This is a genomic window from Pseudomonas sp. GL93 (assembly GCF_003408955.1).
Taxonomy (GTDB): Bacteria; Pseudomonadota; Gammaproteobacteria; order Pseudomonadales; family Pseudomonadaceae; genus Aquipseudomonas; species Aquipseudomonas paracarnis.
Window position 1 is genome coordinate 1 of record NZ_NKRF01000002.1, and the last position, 18,152, is coordinate 18,152.

Below are 18,152 nucleotides of genomic sequence, written 5' to 3' on the forward strand. Positions count from 1 at the left end.
GTCAACCAGAAGGACTTCCCCGCCGACAGCTGGCGCTTCTACGCCAAGGATGCCAGCGGCAATTACCTCAAGGAGATCCTCGGTGTCAGCCACCGCGCCGAGGAATACGGCACGGCGATGTTTGACGTGCATTACTTCTACGGCCAGCCGACCACGCTGGAAAGTTACCAGCGCACCGACCTCAGCACCGTGCAGTACGGTTTTGAGGTGAAGCTGGACAGGCCTGAGAGCAAATAGCCCTGGGTGGACGCCGAGCGTCCGGGGCGGCGTTACCACGCGGAGCGTGGGAACGATCCTCAGAGGGCTAGCCGCTCCTGGCCGCCATTGAGTTGGCGCAGATGAGCCTGCAGGTGCAGGCACCAGATCTGCGGCTCGTCCATTTGCTCGTAGCCGTGCAAGGTCAGGCTATCAACGATGGTGCCCAGCATGCGTTCTGCCACGAAGGGCCCATGGAACGGGCCCTGGGATTTGACGGTGGAAGGCTGCTCGCCCGACATGCCGGCGGCAAACAACAGCGTCCACATCCCGTTATCCCCGGCGAGAGGGCGAATGGAGCATTCGATACGGGTGACCAGGCCCAGGCACTGGCGGGTAAGGCAAAGGTTGCGCGACATGGCGGCGACCCTCGGTAGATCGGTGTTCAGCCCCAGCGCAAGGCGAGGCTGTTTCTATCCTGCGACTCCTGTGGATATCCCTGACTCTGAGAATAGAATAAAAACACGACAAACCAAGGTTGTAGGGACCAACGGGCGTTGGTCCCTGAGGATAGAGTCAATTTTGTGGCACGCTAAACGTCCCTAAAGACATCACGGACCAGTGTGGGAGCTGGCTTGCCTGCGATGACGGACTCATAGCCAACCTCCCAGTTGGCTGATACACCGCTATCGCAGGCAAGCCAGCTCCCACCTTAACCGAGTGATGACAGCAATCAGCTTGGCTTGGCTTCTGCCAACGCCTGCTGCGCCAGCTCTTTCTCCGCCTCCTTCAAATCCTCCTCACTGATCATCTCGGCAATCGCGCGCAGGCGCTCCACCACCCGCGCATTCACGGTGCCTTCCGGGAACTGCCCCTCGGCGTCCGGCTCGCCGGCATCCTCGCCCACCAGCAGGCTCAAGGCCTCATCCGCCTGGCGCACCGCATAGATAAGGAATTGCCCGGCACGCACGGCCTGCAACACCTTCTCGTCGAGCATCAGCGTGGCAACGTTGGCCTGAGGGATGATCGCCCCCTGCTCACCGGTCAGCCCGCGGGCTTCGCAAAGGCGGAAGAAGCCTTCGATCTTCTCGTTGACCCCGCCCACCGCTTGCACTTCACCAAACTGGTTGATCGAGCCGGTAATGGCAAAACATTGCTTGAGCGGCGTCTTCGACAAGGCCGAGATCAAGGTGCATGCCTCGCCCAGGGAAGCGCTGTCGCCGTCCACATACCCGTAGGACTGCTCCAGGGCAATACTGGCGGAGATGGCCAACGGGAATTCCTGGGCATAGCGGCTGCCCAGGTAACCGGTGAGGATCATCACACCCTTGGAGTGAATCGGCTGGCCGAGGTTAACTTCGCGCTCGATGTCGACAATACCGCTGCCACCCGGGTACACCGTGGCGGAAATCCGCGCCGGCACGCCGAATGCCGAGTCGCCGACCTCCAGCACCGTCAAGCCGTTGCACTTGCCCACCGCGGCGCCGGCGGTGTCGATCAGGATGACGCCGGCGAGCATGTCGTCGAGAATCCGCGCCGACACACGGCCGGTGCGCGTGGCCTTGGCCTTGAGGGCGCGCTCGATATGCCCGGCATCGGTCATCTCGTCGCCGGCCAGATGGCGAATGAAATCCGCCTCGCTGACCAGTTGGAACAAATCGCCAATACGCGCCGACAAACGCCCTTGATGTTCCGCCAGGCGTGCGCTGTAGGTCGCCAGGCGCGCCACCGCGTCCGAGGTCAGCGGCGCCATGCCTTCTTCCGAAGTACGGGTTTTGAGCAACTGGGCGAACTGCTCCAGGCTTTCGTCGACCATGGGGATGTCTTCGTCGAAGTCCACCAGTACGCGGAACATCTCCTGGAAGTCCGGGTCGGCGTCTTGCAAGGCGTAATACAACTGGCGCGAGCCGATGATGATCACCTTGACCTGCAAGGGAATCATCTGCGGGTTGAGGGTCACGGTGGCCAGGCGGCCGAGTTCGCCCAGGGGCGATTCCATCTTCAGCTTGCGCGATTGCAGGGAACGCTTGAGCGCATCCCACACAAAGGGCTCGCTGAGCATTTTTTCGGCTTCCAGAATCAGGAAGCCGCCATTGGCGCGGTGCAACGCGCCGGGACGCAACTGGCGATAGGTGGTGTAGAGCGCGCCCTGGTCGGTGCTGTATTCGATACGGCCGAACAGGTTGTCGTAGGTCGGGTGCGGTTCAAACACCACCGGCGCGCCACCGTTGACCGAGTGGCCCACTACCAGGCTCGGGCAGTACTGCTCTTCGAGCAGCTTGCGCGCCTGGGCGTCGGTCTTGGCGTCGTCCACCAATTGCTCCACCACGGTTTTGAGCAGATACACCTGCATGGCCTGCAGGTAGCCACAGACCCCGGCGTTTTCTGCGTATTTTTCCGACAAGGGTGCCAGCAACGGCTGCAGCGCCAGGGTGATGGTTTCTTCGTTGAACTGGCGCAGCTGGTTGTTGGACTCGCGCTTCCACTGCGGCAGGCTGGCCAGCTCTTCGTTGAGGCGTTCTTCCAGCTCGGAGATATCGGTGTGGAAGCGCTCGCGATCGGCTTCCGGCAGTTGCGAAAACTCGGCTTCGTCCAGCGCCTTGCCGTCGAGCATCGGCGTAAAGGCGATGTTGGAGCTGTCGCGGTACAGCGCCACGTCTTTTTCCAGGGCCAGGCGCTCGATCACGTCCAGCGCCTTGTCGTAGCGCTGGTTGAACGCCCGGTCGATGGCGCTTTTACGCTGTTGATAAGTCGGGTGCTCGAACACCGCCGGGAAGGTGGCGACCAGGTTATCGACCAGGCCGTTGATATCGGCGATAAACGCCGCGGCGGCACCACCCGGTAATTCCAGGGCGCGGGGCTCGCGGGGCTCATCGAAATTATTGACATAAACCCAGTCCGCCGGGGTTTGCAGGCGCTTACCTTCGGCTTTCAGGTAGCGTTTGACGAACGAAAAGCGGCCGGTGCCCGGCTCGCCCATGACAAACACGTTGTAACCGGGGCGTGGCATGGCCACGCCGAACTGCAAGGCTTCAACCGCACGTTCCTGGCCAAGCACACCGCGAAAGGGCTCCAAATCATTGGTGGTCGAGAAGCTGAACTGTTCAGCGGAGAAAGGGCGAGTCAGCGCTTCAGGCGCTAGACGCAAGCTGGCAGCAACAGGATCAGGCATCGGGCTTCCTTACATCAGGCGGGGCAGATGGGGCATTCTGGCTCCCGGTTGAGCGCTCTGGCAAGGCGCGCTTTCGGTAAAGCATAGCCATTGCATGCGTCCTACAAAAAAATCGCCCGCGACTGAATGTTTATAAAAAAACACGGAACCCTTATAACGTGCCTAAACTCCAAACTGCGCGGGTTGGACTAATAACTGGCCCCTAGGGTGCGTTGAGCACCTGAACCCTTGTCCATTGATTTGCACACAAAGAGAACAAAGCTATGAAACGGATCCTTCTTGGTACTCTCTTCACCGTCGTCTCCCTCAATGCAATGGCAGAAGCACCAGGTGGCCCGAACTGCGGTTGGGGCAACATGTTGTTCGAAGGCCAGCGCGGTACTCCAGCCCACTTCCTCGCCTCCACCACCAACGGTACTTCGGGTAACGCCACCTTCGGCATGACCTCGGGCACCAACGGTTGCAGCACCAACAGCGCCCTGACCTACGGCGGCAAGTCCTGGATTGCCATGAATGGCATGATGAACGAGCTGTCCGAAGACATGGCCAAGGGTAACGGCGAAGCGCTGACCACCTACGCCGTGGTACTGGGCGTTGCGCCGGAAGATCGCGATCATTTCGCGGCCGTGACCCACGAGCACTTCCAGCAGATCTTCAGCAAGGCTGACGTGACCGCTGACGACGTGCACAACAACACCATTGCCGTACTGAAAAGCGATGCCCGTCTGGCGAAATACGCAACCCAGGCTTAAGCTCGACCTGCCCGCGCCTTTCGAGGCGCGGGTTTTATTTTTTCGACCCGCCCACCTTGGGTCTTTTTTTCCGTCCGACTTAAGTAGCCCCCATGCTCAAACGCCTCGCTTGCCTGGCTCTCTTCGCCTGCGCCCCGCTGCATGCGGCACCGCACCTCGACGATCAACGTTTGCAGCAACTGGCCAATGATCCGTTCTGGCTGTCGCTGGGGCACTACGAAGCCGGCAAGATCAGTGGCTGGCGCAGCTATGTCAGCGACAAGAAGTTCTTCCTCGCCGCCGATGGCGCGCACCATCCGGACGCCGAACTCAAGGCCACCGTGCAGGCGCTGTATGCACCGGCCAGCCTGGGTGAAAAGCACGCCCAATGCGTTTACCCCGCACGCACCCGCTGGCTCAAGGCCCAGTTGCAACTGAACGACCTGCCCGCCCTGGAGTGCAAAGAGTTCACCCAGTGGTTCAAGGACGTCGCGCCCCATAGCGCAGTGATGATCTTCCCGGCGGCCTACCTCAACAGCCCGTCGTCGATGTTCGGCCATACGCTGCTGCGCATCGACCAGGCTGACGTGCAAAGCAACAACACCGCGCTGCTCAGCTATGCGATCAACTTCGGCGCCTATATCGAAGGCTCCGACAACAGCATCCTCTATGCCTGGAAGGGCCTGATGGGCGGCTACCCCGGCCTGTTCGCCCTGGTGCCCTATCAGGAGAAACTCTCCGAATACCGCAGTCTTGAAAACCGCGATTTGTGGGAATACCGCCTGAACCTCACCGAGGTCGAGACCAAGCGTATGGTCGAGCACGTGTGGGAGCTCAAGCAGATCCAGTTCGACTACTTCTTCTTCGACGAAAACTGCTCCTACCGCCTGCTCGAACTGCTGCAAGTCGCCCGCCCCGGCCTGCGCCTGACCGAACAGTTCCCGCTCACCGCGATCCCTACCGACACGGTCAAAGCGGTAAAAGACGCAGGGCTGGTCGAAAAGATCGACTATCGCCCCTCGCGTGAACGCGAACTGCTCGAACGCGCCAAGCCGCTGGATGGCGATGAGCAGCAGTGGGTGTTGAAAGTCAGCGATGACCAGAAGCAACTGCAAGAGCCCGCATTCAAGGCCCTGCCTCGCGAGCGCCAGGCGCTGATCATCGACGCTGCCTACCGCCTCGGCCGCTACCGCGCCAATGGGCTGGAACGCGACACCGAACGCTCCCAGCGCAGCTTCGAACTGCTGCGGGCGATCAACCAGAACCCTGCGCCGGACCTCAAGATCACGCCGCCTGGTTTGCCGGAGAACGGCCACCAGTCACGCACCTGGCAAGCCGGCATCGGCACCCGCGGTGACAAAGCCTTCGGCGAATACGGCCTGCGCATGGCCTATCACGACCTCAACGACAACGCCGAAGGCTTCCCCTTGGGCGCGCAGATCGAAATCCTGCAAATGAAGTTGCGTCAGTACGAGGGCAATCACTGGCAGCTCCAGCAACTGGACCTGGCCACCATCCGCTCCCTGACGCCGCGCAATGCGCTGCTGCAACCCTGGTCGTGGCAAGTCACCGGCGGCCTGGAACGCGTACCGGGCAAACACGACGACGAAACCCTGGTGGCCCACGTCAATGGCGGCGCCGGTGGCACCTGGCAACTCTCCGACGACATGCTCGGCTTCGCCCTCGGCACCGTGCGTGTGGAGCACAACAATGACTTTAGCGAAGCCATCTCCCCCGCCGCCGGTTTCAACACTGGCGTTCTGTGGAAGAACCCACTGGGCAACCTGAGCCTGGAAGCCAAGGGCGACTTCTTCACCAACGGCGAAGTGCGGCGCAGCATCAGCCTCAACCAGCAGTGGGAACTGTCGCGCAACCTGGGCCTGCGCCTGAGTGCCCAGCGTGAATACAGCCACCTGTCCACGCCAGTCAATGAAGTGATGCTTGAGGTGAGGTGGTACCACTACTGACTCAAGCCTGGTGAAAATCAAAAGCTGGCCGGCGCTCGCTCTCTGTAGGAGCGAGCTTGCTCGCGAAAAACTCATAGGCGCCGCGGTTATTCAGGAAACACGCGTTATCGTTGACGTTTTTCGCGAGCAAGCCCGCTCCTACAGTTAAGTCCGGTACATCCCTCTGACACCCCTTTCACATACAGCTGACAAATCCCCTTCTAGACTCTCCTTATCAGCCGTTAACCGGCCAGGGAGTACGCCATGTGGCGGTATGCGGTCATGCTGTGCGCGGTGGTGGGGTTGTCGGGTTGCCAGTCAACCCATCAGGAATTGCTGGCCAAAGGTTACCCACCCGCCTTCGCCGATGGCTTTGACGACGGTTGCAGCAGCGGTCGCCAGGCCGCTGGGGTGATTACCGGGGAATTTCGCAAGAACGTTCCACGCTATCTGAAAGACCGGCCATACGCCGAAGGTTGGGAAGACGGGTTTCGTCAGTGCAAGGCCATGCGCGAGAACCAGGAATTGCGTGACTACGAGGAAAACCGCAGGGACGACCGCGAACACGATTGGCAGCAGGAAAAAGATCGTGGCGCCGCCAAAGCCTATCGCTCACGCTGATCGTTCCCACGCTCCGCGTGGGAATGCCGCCCTGGACGCTCCGCGTCCGCTCGCGAGGTCGTGACGCGGAGCGTCACAGGATGCATTCCCACGCGGAGCGTGGGAACGAACAGGCAGCGAACGTGGCCCAACTTCCATAGGAAGGAGAACGCCATGAGCCGAGCTTTTGTAAATGAAGATAACGCGGCGGCCCAGGCTGATCAGCCGGTGGAGCGTCAGGTCAGCGCGCAACCTAACCGCCTGACCGCGCAAGGGTTGGCGCAATTGCAGGCCAAGGTGGCGCAGTTACAGGGGGAACACAGCGACGAAGCCGCCAAGGGCGAGCAGGCTGATAAACAGCGCCAGGCTGACCTTGAGCGGGATTTGCGCTACTTCAATCAGCGGCTGCAGAGCGCCCAGGTAGTCGCGCCGGCCACGTCCACCGACAAGGTGCAGATCGGCAGTTGGGTTACGTTCGCCAACGAGCAGGACGAACAGCAGCGCATCCAGTTGGTCGGTGAAGACCAGGCCGATGCCAACGCAGGCTTGATCAACTGGGGCTCGCCCCTGGGCCGTGCTTTGTTGGGTGCCCAGGTGGGTGACGAGGTGCTGTGGCAGCGCCCCGTCGGCGATCAGTTGATCGAAGTGCTGCGCATCGAACCCGAGGCTTAGACGATACCCTGGGCCAGCATCGCGTCAGCTACTTTCACGAAGCCCGCGATGTTCGCGCCCTTGACGTAGTTGATACGGCCGTTTTCTTCACCGTAATGCACGCAGGCATGGTGGATCGACTGCATGATGTTGTGCAGCTTGCTGTCCACCTCCCCTGCGGTCCACAGCAGGCGCATGGCGTTCTGCGACATTTCCAGGCCGCTCACCGCCACGCCACCCGCGTTGGATGCCTTGCCCGGCGCAAACAGAATGCCCGCGTCGATGAAGATATCCACAGCCTCCAACGTGGTCGGCATGTTCGCGCCTTCGGCCACGCAGAGACAGCCGTTGCGCAGCAAGGTGCGCGCAGCCTCGGCGTCGAGTTCGTTCTGGGTGGCGCAGGGCAGCGCGATATCGCACGCCAGTTCCCAAGGGGTTTGGCCTTTGCGGAACTCCAGGCCGAAACGCTCGGCCAATTCACTGATGCGCCCGCGCTGTATGTTTTTCAGCTCCAGCAGCGCCGACCATTGTTCTTCGGTCAAACCGCTTTCGGCGTACAGGGTGCCTTCGGAGTCCGAGAGGGAAATCACCTTGCCGCCCAGGTCCATGACCTTGCGCGCCGCGTACTGCGCCACGTTGCCGGAGCCGGACACCGCCACCCGCTTGCCCTCGACGCGCTGGCCTTGGCGCTTGAGCATCTCCTCGGCGAAATACACGCAGCCAAAACCGGTGGCTTCCGGGCGGATCAGGCTACCGCCATAGGTCATGCCCTTGCCGGTCAGCACCGAGGTGAATTGATTGCTCAGGCGTTTGTACTGGCCGAACAGAAAACCGATTTCCCGCGCGCCCACGCCGATATCGCCGGCCGGTACGTCCACGTCCGCACCGATGTGGCGGTACAGCTCGCTCATGAACGCCTGGCAGAAGCGCATCACTTCGGCGTCGCTCTTGCCCTTGGGGTCGAAGTCCGAGCCGCCTTTGCCGCCGCCCATGGGCAGCGAGGTGAGTGAGTTTTTGAAGGTCTGTTCGAAGGCGAGGAATTTCAGCACACCCAGGTTGACCGAAGGATGAAAGCGCAAGCCACCTTTGTAAGGCCCAATGGCGCTGTTCATCTGGATACGGAAACCGCGATTGACCTGAACCTTGCCGTGATCATCCACCCACGATACCCGGAACGTGATCGCGCGCTCTGGCTCGCAGATGCGCTCCAGGATGCCCGAGGTCAGATAACGGGGGTTGGCTTCAAGAAAGGGCCACAGGCTGCGCAGAACTTCTTCTACAGCCTGGTGGAATTCCGGCTGGTCCGGGTCGCGTTTCTTGAGGCGGGCAAGGAAGGAGTCGACGGATTCGGTCATGAAAAGTCTCGGCAAATTGATTGTTGTTAAACAGAGAATGAGCCGGACTTTATCAATTCGTTTCGCACCGTGACAGGGCAAAATGTCGCCTTTGTGAAATTAAATGGTGCAATAAGTATAAATAACTGCCTTTTTTTGCCCTTAAATGGGGATTTCACTCTGGGTTTTGCACCAACAAGGAGGCCGTTATCGCAGGCAAGCCAGCTCCCACATGACCGGTGTACTCGATCAAATGTGGGAGCTGGCTTGCCTGCGAAAGCTGTGGTTCAGCTCAAGATTCAGTGGCTGACACTCCGCCTTCGCGAGCAAGCCCGCTCCCACACTGCTCTTACATTTGCCTACAGACTCGCGCAGGGCACTAGCGTGTGCCCGGCACCAGGTCGAGTATCTCGTCGATGCCCAGGCAACGTGGCTCCAGCTCCAGTGTCCGGCCATTGGCGAGTATTCCGACGGCGGTATCGCGCATGGCCAGGTAGGCACTGCGCAACATGTGATTGGCATAAATCACCGCGTTGAAACCTGCTCGCTCCAGCACCTCGAACTTCAGGTGAACATAGCTGGTCGGCACGCAAATCAGCGGTACCCTGGGCCGCTGCAGGCGAAACTGCCGGGCGAATTCCAGGATTTCCAGGCCATCCTGCTTGCGGCTGTGGATCATGATGCCATCCGCCCCCGCCTCGACATACGCCAGGCACCGTGCCATCGCCTCTTCCATGCCGCGATCGAGGATCAAGCTTTCACACCGGGCTATCATCATCAGCCCTGAGCCGGTGCGACTCGTGCAGCCGGCCTGGAGTTTGGCGCAAAAGGCCTCGATGGACTCCTGCGCCTGGTCGACCTCGATGCCCAAGAGTGAGTTTTTCTTCAAGCCGCACTTGTCTTCGATCACCACCGCCGAGACGCCCGCGCGCTCCAGCATCTTGATATGAATCGCGAAATGTTCGGCCTTGCCGCCGGTATCGGCATCGAATATCAGCGGCAGCGAGCACACATCGAATATTTCGCGAATCCCCGGCAATCGGTTACTGGGCGAAAGAATTTCGATGTCGGGTAACCCGCGTTGGGTCGAGTCGGTCAGCGAACTCGACCAGATGGCGTCGTACCCCACCGTATGCCCTGGGCTGATCTCCAGCCTGGCGCGCTGCGCGAGCAACGCCGATATCGGGCTATGGGCTTCGAGTACACGCAAGCAACGGTTGCTATCCAACAGTGCCGACAGAGGGCGTCGGCGCGCTTCGGTATCCATCATAGGGTTCAGGCTCCTTATCAGCGGCACAACAAGGGTTATCGGACAGCCTCAATCCCATGCAGGCTGTTCGCACTTGAGCACCGACGCCATCTTTTGCAGATGTTCGCAGGCCCTGGCCACGTACTCCCTGGAGAGCCGTGCGATACGCGCGTAATCCACGACCTGCCCGGTGGCGCTGGCATACAGCCGCAACGCCTCAGCGGCATGCTTGAAGTGGCGTGCTTCCACGCCGCCGCAATGCACACTGAGAAAACTCGCGACGCGGCTGGCCTCACCGGCGCTATAGCCCCGTACATCGCGCAACCACTGTTTCCATAGCGGGGTCATCAGGTTGTATTCGCCGGTATTGAACAACTCCGTCATGACCATCATTTCCAGCGCTTCGATGAGTTGCGGCGCCAACGGGCGTTTTTCTCCCACCCAACCGGAGAATTCCTTGGTGATCGGGTTGAGGAACTTGTCTTGCAGGCGCCAATCATCGGAGCCGCAGATGGCCGAAGCCATGCGGTAATACAGCTTGGAATGGTGCGGATGCCCATGCATTTCACCCAGCCCGATGTCCTCGACAATGATCTCCCCACAATGGGCCGCCGCCTCGAGCATTTTCAACCGGGCGTCATCCGTCAACGATGCCGACTCCTGGAGGATGCGCACGATGATGCTCGAGACGGCATGCGCGGCGCCGTCCGGGCTACGCCAGCCACAGAAGAACGTACACAGTGACGACTCGCTCCAATTACTGGAGGTCATGTCGACATAGGTCTCGCAGTACTTGTCCAGCGCGGCGGTTTGACTGTTGAAACCGCTGAGCAGGGCCTGGGCCAGATGTCCATCCTCGACATCCACCAGCGCCTGGTTCACGTACCCGATAAATTGGCGGCTCAGATTTTCCACGGCTCATATCCTTTTAAGGTGGGGTTAATGCGCAACGATTTCTGACATGAAACGACCGAAGCGCGTGAGGCCCTCAATCAGCGCTTCACGCTCAACGGCGTAGGAGATACGGATGCTGTTGCCGTCACCACAGCCAGAGCCGGGCACTACCGCGATATGGGCTTCGGTCAATAACAGATTGGCCAAGTGGTCGACGTCACGAATAACGGTGCCCAGGTAGCGGCCCCCCAACTTGCGGGACACATCGATAAACAGATAGAACGCCCCTTCCGGCGGGGCGCACCGAATGCCGTCGACATGCCCAAGGCAAGTGCAGGCCGCGAGCAATTGCTGGTCGAGGAAGGCATTGACCTGGCGGGTAAAGTGCGGCGCGTCCGCCATCAGGCTGCCGAGCGCGGCATATTGGGACAGGCTGCTGGGGTTGGACGTCGTATGCCCTTGCAGGTTGTGCATGGCGGCGATGACTGGGGCGGGCGCGCACGCATACCCTACCCGCCAGCCGGTGACCGCGTGGCTTTTGGAAAACGAATCGACCAGTACCGTCTGATGTTTGAGCGGCGCAAACAGCGACACGATGTTGTGATGTTCATGGGGCGCACGCACCAGTTTGCGGTAACACTCGTCGAACACCACCCAAAGCCTGTGTGCGAAGGCAAGCCGGGCAATACCCAACAGTTCCTCGCGCTGATAAACCGTGCCCGTCGGATTGTTCGGGGTGTTGATCACAATCATCCGGGTGCGCGGGGTCAGGGCCTTCTGGACCGCTGCGCAGGTGAGGCGATAGTCATCCGCAGCCGTGTCGACATAGACGGGAACGCCACCGGCCAGTTGGATCTGGGTGGGGAAGGTTTCCCAGTACGGCACCGCGACGATGACTTCATCCCCCGGGTTAAGCAGCACCATTGCGGCGTTGTACAGCGCTTGCTTGGCGCCGGCGGTCACCGCTATTTCATCGGCGGCGTAATTCACCCCGCAGCGCAGAGTGACCTGCTGCGCCAGCGCGTGGCGAAGCTGGGGCAGGCCGATGGGCGGCGTGTAGCGGTTGCGGGCAGTGGCGAGCGCATCAGCCGCGGCGGCTTTCATGACCGGGCAGGCATCGAAGGACAATTCGCCCGCGGCAAAGTTGACCACGTTGACGCCGGCTTCTTTCAAGGCATTGGCTTTACTGCGCATGCTGGACGTGCCGGGCGCGCTGAGACGTTGCGCACGCTGGGACAACGGCAATGACACGGCAGACGGTTCACTGTTATTCATTGTTATACCTGCCAGAACACGTTGGAACGTTTGTTCGCCCTACCGGGCTTGGGCCTCCAGCCCTTGCTGAACCCGCCAGGACAGCGGCAAGGTCAGCAACAGGGTGGCGGCCAGCAACAGGACGGCCATGGGCACACCGGTGGCATCCCCAAGGCTGCCGAACAGCACCGGCGCCAAGGCGCCGCCACCGATGGTGCCGGTGTAGAACACGGCGAACGCCTGGTCGCGCCTGCCCGGCCCTGCCAGGTCCGGGACTGCGCCGTACAGCACCGACGACGTGCCGTTCAGCGCCAGCCCCAGCAGCGGCAACATCACCATCAAGCCGGCGTAGGGCAAGTACACCGCCATGACGATCAGCACGGCCGTGGTGAACTCTGTGGCCCATACCGTTTTCATCATTCCGATGCGCGCACCGAGGTAACCGCACAACAATTTGCCGAAGGCGCCCCCGACGAACAGCATCGTCAACGCCAGGCCGATGCCCGCAGGCCCGGCGCCCTTGGCCTTGAGCAAAAACGGCAGAAACGTGAGGAAACCCATGCGCACGGCGCTGGCCAGCGTGCCGGTCACGATCAGCGCACGCAGGCCGCTCGCGGAGCCGGCGCCGGCGCCCGTACGGGTGGCTTTCACCGGCGCCGCCGAAGCCTCGGTGCGTGCCGGGATCAGCCACCACAACAGGGCTGCCGCCAGCAGCCCGAGTACACCCAGCAGGGTGACACTGGCGCGCCAACTGATGACCGCCAGCAACAGGCCGATCAACCCCGGGATCAGGGTCTTGCCGATATCGCCGCTGAAGTTGTACTGCGACAGCGCTTGTTTGACGCCTCCGCCGGCCTCGTGCGTATCGGTGATCAACGACGAGGCCAGCGGGTGCTGCGTACTCGCGCCGAGCCCGCCTAGCAGCAGCGCCAACAGCAACACGCCCAGCCCGCCAGCCTGGCCGGCCAGCAGGTAGGCCAGGCCTGCCAACGCAGTGCCACCTACCAGCAAGCGTTCACGCCCCCAGCGCGCGGCAGCCCGGCTGGCCAGTAACTGAAAACCGGCCATCATGCCCGCGTAGGCACCACGCAACAGGCCGATCTGGGCGTAGCTGAGGCCGAACTGCGCTTGCCAGATCGGCAACAGCACATAAATCACATCGGTCAGCCCATCGTGCACGGCATGCGCGCCGCAGCCTGCCACCAGAGCGCGGCGACGCACGGTGACCGGATCAGGGGGCGACAACGATGGCGCTGCGGTCTGCTTCAGGGTGTTCATCTGGGTCAGAGGCTCTCAGGCAAAACGCTGGGTTAACCCAGCAACTGCGCACAGTCGCTCATCACACTGGCTTTACGCTGCAGGTATTGGGCAAAAATGTCGCGCGCCGTGGCGGGGTCCACTTCAATCTGCATGGCGGTGGTGAACTCATTCACCGCCGCCACCGCATGGGCGAAATGGTTGCTCTCGGTACCGCCGGTATGCACCGTGACCCAGGCCACCGTCGCCCGGGATTTCTCCGGCGGCACGCCCATGTCCCGCACGAACCACTGCGAGTACAACGGGTGGATGAATTCCACTTCGCCGTGGGTGTAAACCTCGTGGATCAACGTGGTCAGTAACCCCTGCAGCAGGTCGCGATCACGCAGGCGGCGGGTGTCGGTCCAGTCCTTGAACGCCTGTGCCGAGGGCAGGCAATTGTCCTTCAATATCCACTGGTCATCGCCGCACAGCGCGGTGGCCATGGTGTAGAACAGGTCCGCGTGCAAGGTGTTGCCCAACGCGCCCAGATCTTCATCAGTGATGCGTTGCAGGCTGCCGCAGGCGCGGTACAACTGCGCGGCGGCGGCGGAGCCTTCATCGGAGCGCGCCAGCAAGGTAATGCGGTTGGCCAGGCCGGACACACTGGCCGCCGAATTATTGGTCTTGGACCAACTGGCGAAGAACTTGCGCAGTACCTCCGGCGAATGCCGACGCGAGGTGAGTCGCGCAAAAGCGTCTTCGATCTCCACCAGCGCGTCTTCCTGAGCCCAGAAGGCTTCGAACAGCGCATGGCGCAAGGCACCGGCCGGCATGTCGTTCAATACCGGTTCGATGAGCTTCAACAACTGGCTGCGCTTGATCACGGTGTTAGTCATGTTCACCTCTCATAGTCCTTTATTGGATGAAGAATCAGGCTGGTTTGCCGCGCTGTCCGGCGACCAGTGCCTGGGGCTTTACCGGTTTCCAACCCAGCAGGGCAATCGTCAGCGACAACAGCTGAAAACCTGCGACCAACGCCACGCAGCCCGGCCAGCCCCATTGATTCCAGAGCATGGCCGGGGCCACGGCGCCGGCGCTGCCGCCCAGGTAATAGCCGGTCAGGTACAGCCCCACGGCGCCGGACTTGTCCGGGCCTGCCGTGGTGGCGATATACGCATTGGCGGAGGCCTGTGCCAGGAATACGCCGGTCGAGCTCAGGGCCAGACCCAGCACGATCAGCCACAGGGACGGCAACAATGTCAGCGCCGAGCCACACATGCCGAGCGCCACAGCGCCGGTCAGTAACTGCGATTGTGGTCGCGATTTGCTCAAGCGCCCCGCAACAGGAATGACCACCAGCGCCAGCAGGAACACTGCATACAAAGTGCCCAAGGCTGCAGCGCCCAAGTTGAACGGGGCCTGGCTGAGATACAGCCCGGCATAGGTAAAGGTTGCGACTTGTGAGAACAGCACGCAGAAACCGACGCCATAGGCCGCCAACAAGGGTTTGCGCAGAAGCCGGCGCACCCCGTGCGAGCCTACCGCCGCGACGCCGGGCCGCGCCACCGGATTGGCCGGCAACAGCCACACAATCAGCAGGCCGACCAGCAGGCTGATGACCGCCAACAGTTCGAAGGCTTCGCGCCAGCCCACATATTGGGTCATGACTCCCGAGACAAAGCGCCCGGCAAACCCACCGAGCACCGTACCCGCAACGTACAAACTGGTGATCTCGGTGACGGTGGCCGCGCGCCAGCGATCGCCGATGTAGGCCACACTGGTGGCGAACACCACTGGGATCAACATCCCTTCGACAAAACGCCACACCAGCAGCTCGGCAAAACTGTCCACATAGGCCGTCAGCAGCGTCGGCAGCGCCAGCAGCAACGCGGCCACAGCAATCACCGTGCGCTGCTCGAAACGTCCGGTCAGGCGCCCGACAAACGGCGCGGTCACCGCCACCGCCAGCGTGGTCACCGTAATGCTCCACCCTGCCTGCCGGGCACTCACCTGGAAGCTTTCGGCAAACGCAGGCAGGATGCTCTGTGTCGCATAAAGATTCAGAAACGCCGCACAACCACACAGAAACACGGCGAAGCGGGCGTGATGCAAACGCGGGTTCATGTGACCTCTCGTCTTACTAGTCGAGGATGTTTATAGAACACCCAGCGCAGGGAACACCAATACCGAATTCGGACCGATCAATACCCAGGAAACAGAATGCTTGATCTACGCAAGTTACGTTACTTCCTGACGGTCGCCGAAGAGCTGCACTTCGGCCGCGCGGCCCAGCGCCTGCACCTTGCCCAGCCGCCCCTGACGCGGCAGATTTCGGCCCTGGAAACCGAGCTTGGCTTTCGGCTGTTCGACCGCACCAGCCGCACGGTCACACTGACCGCCCAAGGCCAGCACTTTTTGCCGTATGCCCGCGCAGCGCTGGAGCACGCCAGGCTTGCACAAGACATCGCCGCCAAGCTGGCTGCCGGCTCGACCGGCCAACTGGTCGTAGGCTATGCCAGCTCGATCGCGCTGTCGGAACTCTTCAGCCAAACCCTGCAAGCCTTCGCCCAGCGTTTTCCCGATGTGCAACTGACCCTGGTGGAGAGCGCTTCCGCCAGCCTGCACACGCACGTGCTGGATGGGCGCATCGACATCGGCATGAGCCGCCTGCTGCCGGAGGCCGGGCAAACCGGCGTTGACGTTTTGTCGTTGGGGCAAGAGCCGCTGGTGGCGGCTCTTTGCAGTGACAACCCGCTGGCGGGCCAGGACGAAGTCACCCTCGCCCAGCTCAGTGAGTACCCGTTGATTCTGTTTCCCAGCGATTACGGTTCGGGCCTCAACGGCTCCATCGAGCACCTGTATCAACGCCGCGACCTGGCGCTGCGCCCGGGCCCTGCGGGGCGCCAGATCACCTCGATCATCGCCCTGGTGGCCGCAGGCCAAGGTGTCTCGCTCGTGCCCCGGTGCACCCACACCCTGGCCAGGAAAGGCGTGGTCTACCGCCCCTTGGCAGACCCCGAAGCCTGGGTACACCTGCTGATACTCACACGCTCGCAGTCACGCTCACTGTTGGTCGAGGCGTTTATGGGGGTGGTCGAAGAATTGCTGCGCAGCCGCCCGGCCCTGGCGCCCACAACGCTCCCGGCATAACGCGGGCAAAAAAATACCCCTGCGTGAGGGGTATTTTTTCAACAGGCTGCTGCGGCTATTGCAGCATCAAGCCAGCTTTTTGTGACGCACACGGTGCGGCTGGGCAGCGGCCTCACCCAAACGCTTCTTACGGTCGGCTTCGTACTCGGTGTAGTTACCTTCGAAGAACACCGCCTGGGAGTCATCTTCGTACGCCAGGATGTGGGTCGCGACGCGGTCAAGGAACCACCGATCGTGAGAGATCACAATGGCGGCGCCCGGGAAGTCCAACAGGGCTTCTTCCAAGGAACGCAGGGTTTCAACGTCGAGGTCGTTGGACGGTTCGTCGAGCAGCAGGACGTTGCCGCCCTCTTTCAAGGTCAGGGCCAGGTGCAAGCGGCCGCGCTCACCACCGGACAGGTCCTTGACGAACTTCTGCTGGTCGCCGCCCTTGAAGTTGAAACGGCCGACGTAGGTGCGCGACGGGATTTCATAGTTGCCGATGCGGATCTGGTCGGAACCGTCGGAGATCTGCTGGAACACAGTCTTGCTGCCGTCCAGGTCGTCGCGGCTCTGGTCCACACAGGCCAGTTGCACGGTGTCGCCGATCTCGATGCTGCCGGAGTCCGGGGTTTCCTTGCCCATCAGCATGCGGAACAGCGTGGATTTACCCGCACCGTTACCACCGATAACGCCGACGATCGCGCCTTTTGGCATGGCGAACGACAGGTTGTCGATCAGCACGCGGTCGCCATAGCCTTTGGTGACGTTCTTGAACTCGATGACCTTGTCACCCAGGCGCGGCCCGGCCGGGATGTAGATCTCGTTGGTTTCGCTGCGCTTCTGGAATTCCTGCGACTGCATTTCTTCAAAGCGTTGCAGACGGGCCTTGGATTTGGACTGGCGAGCCTTGGCGCCTTTGCGCACCCACTCCAGTTCTTCCTTCATGGCTTTTTCGTGGGCCGATTGCTGCTTGGATTCGGCGGCCAGACGGTCGGACTTGGCTTCCAGCCAACCGGAGTAGTTGCCCTCGTAAGGGATACCGGCGCCGCGGTCGAGTTCGAGGATCCAGCCGGCGACGTTGTCCAGGAAGTAACGGTCGTGCGTGATCGCAACCACGGTGCCCGGGAAATCGTGGAGAAAATGCTCCAGCCAGGCGACGGAATCGGCGTCCAGGTGGTTGGTCGGTTCGTCGAGCAGCAGCATGTCAGGGGCCGACAGCAGCAGGCGGCACAGGGCCACACGACGCTTCTCACCACCGGACAGGTGCTCGACCTTGGCGTCCCAGGCTGGCAGGCGCAGCGCATCGGCGGCGACTTCCAGTTGGCGCTCCAGGTTGTGACCGTCGCCCGCCTGCAGGATCGCTTCGAGCTTGGCCTGTTCGGCGGCCAGCTTGTCGAAGTCGGCATCCGGTTCGGCGTAGGCGGCGTACACCTCATCGAGGCGGGCCTGGGCGTCCTTGATCACGCTGACGGCTTCTTCGACCACTTCACGCACGGTCTTGGTCGGGTCCAGGATCGGCTCTTGCGGCAGGTAGCCGATGTTCAGTTCGGGCATCGGGCGCGCTTCGCCTTCGAACTCGGTGTCGCCGCCCGCCATGATTTTCAGCAGGGTGGACTTACCCGAACCGTTGAGGCCGAGCACGCCGATCTTGGCGCCTGGGAAGAAGGACAGCGAAATGTTTTTCAGGATTTCCCGCTTCGGCGGAACAACTTTTCCCAGCCGATGCATGGTGAAGACGTATTGAGCCATGGTGAA

At 61.6% G+C, this 18,152-nt stretch carries 15 protein-coding genes and 1 pseudogene; 6 read left to right on the forward strand and 10 right to left on the reverse strand.

Annotated elements, in window-relative coordinates:
- Nucleotides 1-237, forward strand: a pseudogene (locus tag CER19_RS00050) (hypothetical protein); the annotation flags it as partial.
- A 59-nt stretch (nt 238-296) separates the two neighbouring features.
- Here CER19_RS00050 and CER19_RS00055 read toward each other — a convergent pair.
- Together CER19_RS00055 and CER19_RS00060 are read right to left on the reverse strand one after the other, a co-directional pair.
- Nucleotides 297-614, reverse strand: a complete 318-nt coding sequence (locus tag CER19_RS00055) for a hypothetical protein (RefSeq protein WP_003194269.1) — start codon at nt 612-614, stop codon at nt 297-299.
- 314 nt (nt 615-928) lie between these two features.
- Complete coding sequence (locus tag CER19_RS00060) at nt 929-3,367, reverse strand: Lon protease family protein (protein ID WP_116664941.1); 2,439 nt, start codon at nt 3,365-3,367, stop codon at nt 929-931.
- Nucleotides 3,368-3,630: 263 nt separating this feature from the next.
- On the opposite strand from CER19_RS00060, the gene CER19_RS00065 reads away from it, so the two are divergent.
- The 4 genes from CER19_RS00065 to CER19_RS00085 all read left to right on the forward strand — a co-directional run bounded on the left by CER19_RS00065 (nt 3,631) and on the right by CER19_RS00085 (nt 7,316).
- Nucleotides 3,631-4,119, forward strand: a complete 489-nt coding sequence (locus CER19_RS00065; RefSeq protein ID WP_003194274.1) for a DUF3015 domain-containing protein — start codon at nt 3,631-3,633, stop codon at nt 4,117-4,119.
- Between the two features lie 92 nt (nt 4,120-4,211).
- Nucleotides 4,212-6,065: a DUF4105 domain-containing protein gene (locus CER19_RS00070; protein WP_116664942.1), complete on the forward strand. Its 1,854-nt coding sequence runs from the start codon at nt 4,212-4,214 to the stop codon at nt 6,063-6,065.
- 243 nt (nt 6,066-6,308) lie between these two features.
- A complete protein-coding gene (locus CER19_RS00075; RefSeq protein ID WP_116664943.1) occupies nt 6,309-6,665 on the forward strand; it encodes a hypothetical protein in 357 nt (118 codons plus the stop codon).
- Between the two features lie 153 nt (nt 6,666-6,818).
- Nucleotides 6,819-7,316 carry a GreA/GreB family elongation factor gene (locus tag CER19_RS00085; RefSeq protein WP_116664945.1) on the forward strand — a complete coding sequence of 166 codons (498 nt, stop codon included), beginning with the start codon at nt 6,819-6,821 and terminating at the stop codon, nt 7,314-7,316.
- Here the strand turns inward: CER19_RS00085 and gdhA are convergent.
- The 7 genes from gdhA to CER19_RS00120 form a co-directional block, all read right to left on the reverse strand.
- Nucleotides 7,313-8,650 carry an NADP-specific glutamate dehydrogenase gene (gdhA, locus tag CER19_RS00090; RefSeq protein WP_116664946.1) on the reverse strand — a complete coding sequence of 446 codons (1,338 nt, stop codon included), beginning with the start codon at nt 8,648-8,650 and terminating at the stop codon, nt 7,313-7,315. The two genes, CER19_RS00085 and gdhA, sit on opposite strands and share 4 nt — an antisense overlap.
- Before the next feature lie 358 nt (nt 8,651-9,008).
- Nucleotides 9,009-9,899: a phosphoenolpyruvate mutase gene (gene aepX, locus CER19_RS00095; protein ID WP_034126960.1), complete on the reverse strand. Its 891-nt coding sequence runs from the start codon at nt 9,897-9,899 to the stop codon at nt 9,009-9,011.
- Between the two features lie 48 nt (nt 9,900-9,947).
- Complete coding sequence (locus tag CER19_RS00100; protein WP_116664947.1) at nt 9,948-10,793, reverse strand: hypothetical protein; 846 nt, start codon at nt 10,791-10,793, stop codon at nt 9,948-9,950.
- 24 nt (nt 10,794-10,817) lie between these two features.
- The gene (locus CER19_RS00105) at nt 10,818-12,047 is read right to left on the reverse strand and encodes a pyridoxal phosphate-dependent aminotransferase (protein ID WP_116664948.1); all 1,230 of its coding nucleotides are present in this window, start codon (nt 12,045-12,047) and stop codon (nt 10,818-10,820) included.
- A 39-nt stretch (nt 12,048-12,086) separates the two neighbouring features.
- Nucleotides 12,087-13,304 (reverse strand): MFS transporter, encoded by a 1,218-nt coding sequence (locus CER19_RS00110; RefSeq protein WP_116664949.1) that lies wholly within the window; start codon nt 13,302-13,304, stop codon nt 12,087-12,089.
- A 32-nt stretch (nt 13,305-13,336) separates the two neighbouring features.
- Complete coding sequence (locus CER19_RS00115) at nt 13,337-14,161, reverse strand: hypothetical protein (RefSeq protein ID WP_116664950.1); 825 nt, start codon at nt 14,159-14,161, stop codon at nt 13,337-13,339.
- A 34-nt stretch (nt 14,162-14,195) separates the two neighbouring features.
- Nucleotides 14,196-15,389, reverse strand: a complete 1,194-nt coding sequence (locus CER19_RS00120) for an MFS transporter (RefSeq protein WP_116664951.1) — start codon at nt 15,387-15,389, stop codon at nt 14,196-14,198.
- Nucleotides 15,390-15,485: 96 nt separating this feature from the next.
- On the opposite strand from CER19_RS00120, the gene CER19_RS00125 reads away from it, so the two are divergent.
- Nucleotides 15,486-16,415 (forward strand): LysR family transcriptional regulator, encoded by a 930-nt coding sequence (locus CER19_RS00125; protein ID WP_116664952.1) that lies wholly within the window; start codon nt 15,486-15,488, stop codon nt 16,413-16,415.
- Nucleotides 16,416-16,481: 66 nt separating this feature from the next.
- Here CER19_RS00125 and ettA read toward each other — a convergent pair whose 3' ends face one another.
- Nucleotides 16,482-18,146, reverse strand: a complete 1,665-nt coding sequence (gene ettA, locus CER19_RS00130) for an energy-dependent translational throttle protein EttA (protein ID WP_116664953.1) — start codon at nt 18,144-18,146, stop codon at nt 16,482-16,484.
- Nucleotides 18,147-18,152 lie beyond the last annotated feature (6 nt).

Bases quoted from the DNA above. Each gene is read 5' to 3' on its own strand.
- CER19_RS00110 (WP_116664949.1), bottom strand. From the start codon at position 13,304: ATGAACACCCTGAAGCAGACCGCAGCGCCATCGTTGTCGCCCCCTGAT.
- ettA (WP_116664953.1), bottom strand. From the start codon at position 18,146: ATGGCTCAATACGTCTTCACCATGCATCGGCTGGGAAAAGTTGTTCCG.
- CER19_RS00065 (WP_003194274.1), top strand. From the start codon at position 3,631: ATGAAACGGATCCTTCTTGGTACTCTCTTCACCGTCGTCTCCCTCAAT.
- CER19_RS00070 (WP_116664942.1), top strand. From the start codon at position 4,212: ATGCTCAAACGCCTCGCTTGCCTGGCTCTCTTCGCCTGCGCCCCGCTG.
- CER19_RS00125 (WP_116664952.1), top strand. From the start codon at position 15,486: ATGCTTGATCTACGCAAGTTACGTTACTTCCTGACGGTCGCCGAAGAG.
- CER19_RS00060 (WP_116664941.1), bottom strand. From the start codon at position 3,367: ATGCCTGATCCTGTTGCTGCCAGCTTGCGTCTAGCGCCTGAAGCGCTG.
- CER19_RS00055 (WP_003194269.1), bottom strand. From the start codon at position 614: ATGTCGCGCAACCTTTGCCTTACCCGCCAGTGCCTGGGCCTGGTCACC.
- aepX (WP_034126960.1), bottom strand. From the start codon at position 9,899: ATGATGGATACCGAAGCGCGCCGACGCCCTCTGTCGGCACTGTTGGAT.
- CER19_RS00085 (WP_116664945.1), top strand. From the start codon at position 6,819: ATGAGCCGAGCTTTTGTAAATGAAGATAACGCGGCGGCCCAGGCTGAT.
- CER19_RS00115 (WP_116664950.1), bottom strand. From the start codon at position 14,161: ATGACTAACACCGTGATCAAGCGCAGCCAGTTGTTGAAGCTCATCGAA.
- CER19_RS00075 (WP_116664943.1), top strand. From the start codon at position 6,309: ATGTGGCGGTATGCGGTCATGCTGTGCGCGGTGGTGGGGTTGTCGGGT.
- CER19_RS00120 (WP_116664951.1), bottom strand. From the start codon at position 15,389: ATGAACCCGCGTTTGCATCACGCCCGCTTCGCCGTGTTTCTGTGTGGT.
- gdhA (WP_116664946.1), bottom strand. From the start codon at position 8,650: ATGACCGAATCCGTCGACTCCTTCCTTGCCCGCCTCAAGAAACGCGAC.
- CER19_RS00105 (WP_116664948.1), bottom strand. From the start codon at position 12,047: ATGAATAACAGTGAACCGTCTGCCGTGTCATTGCCGTTGTCCCAGCGT.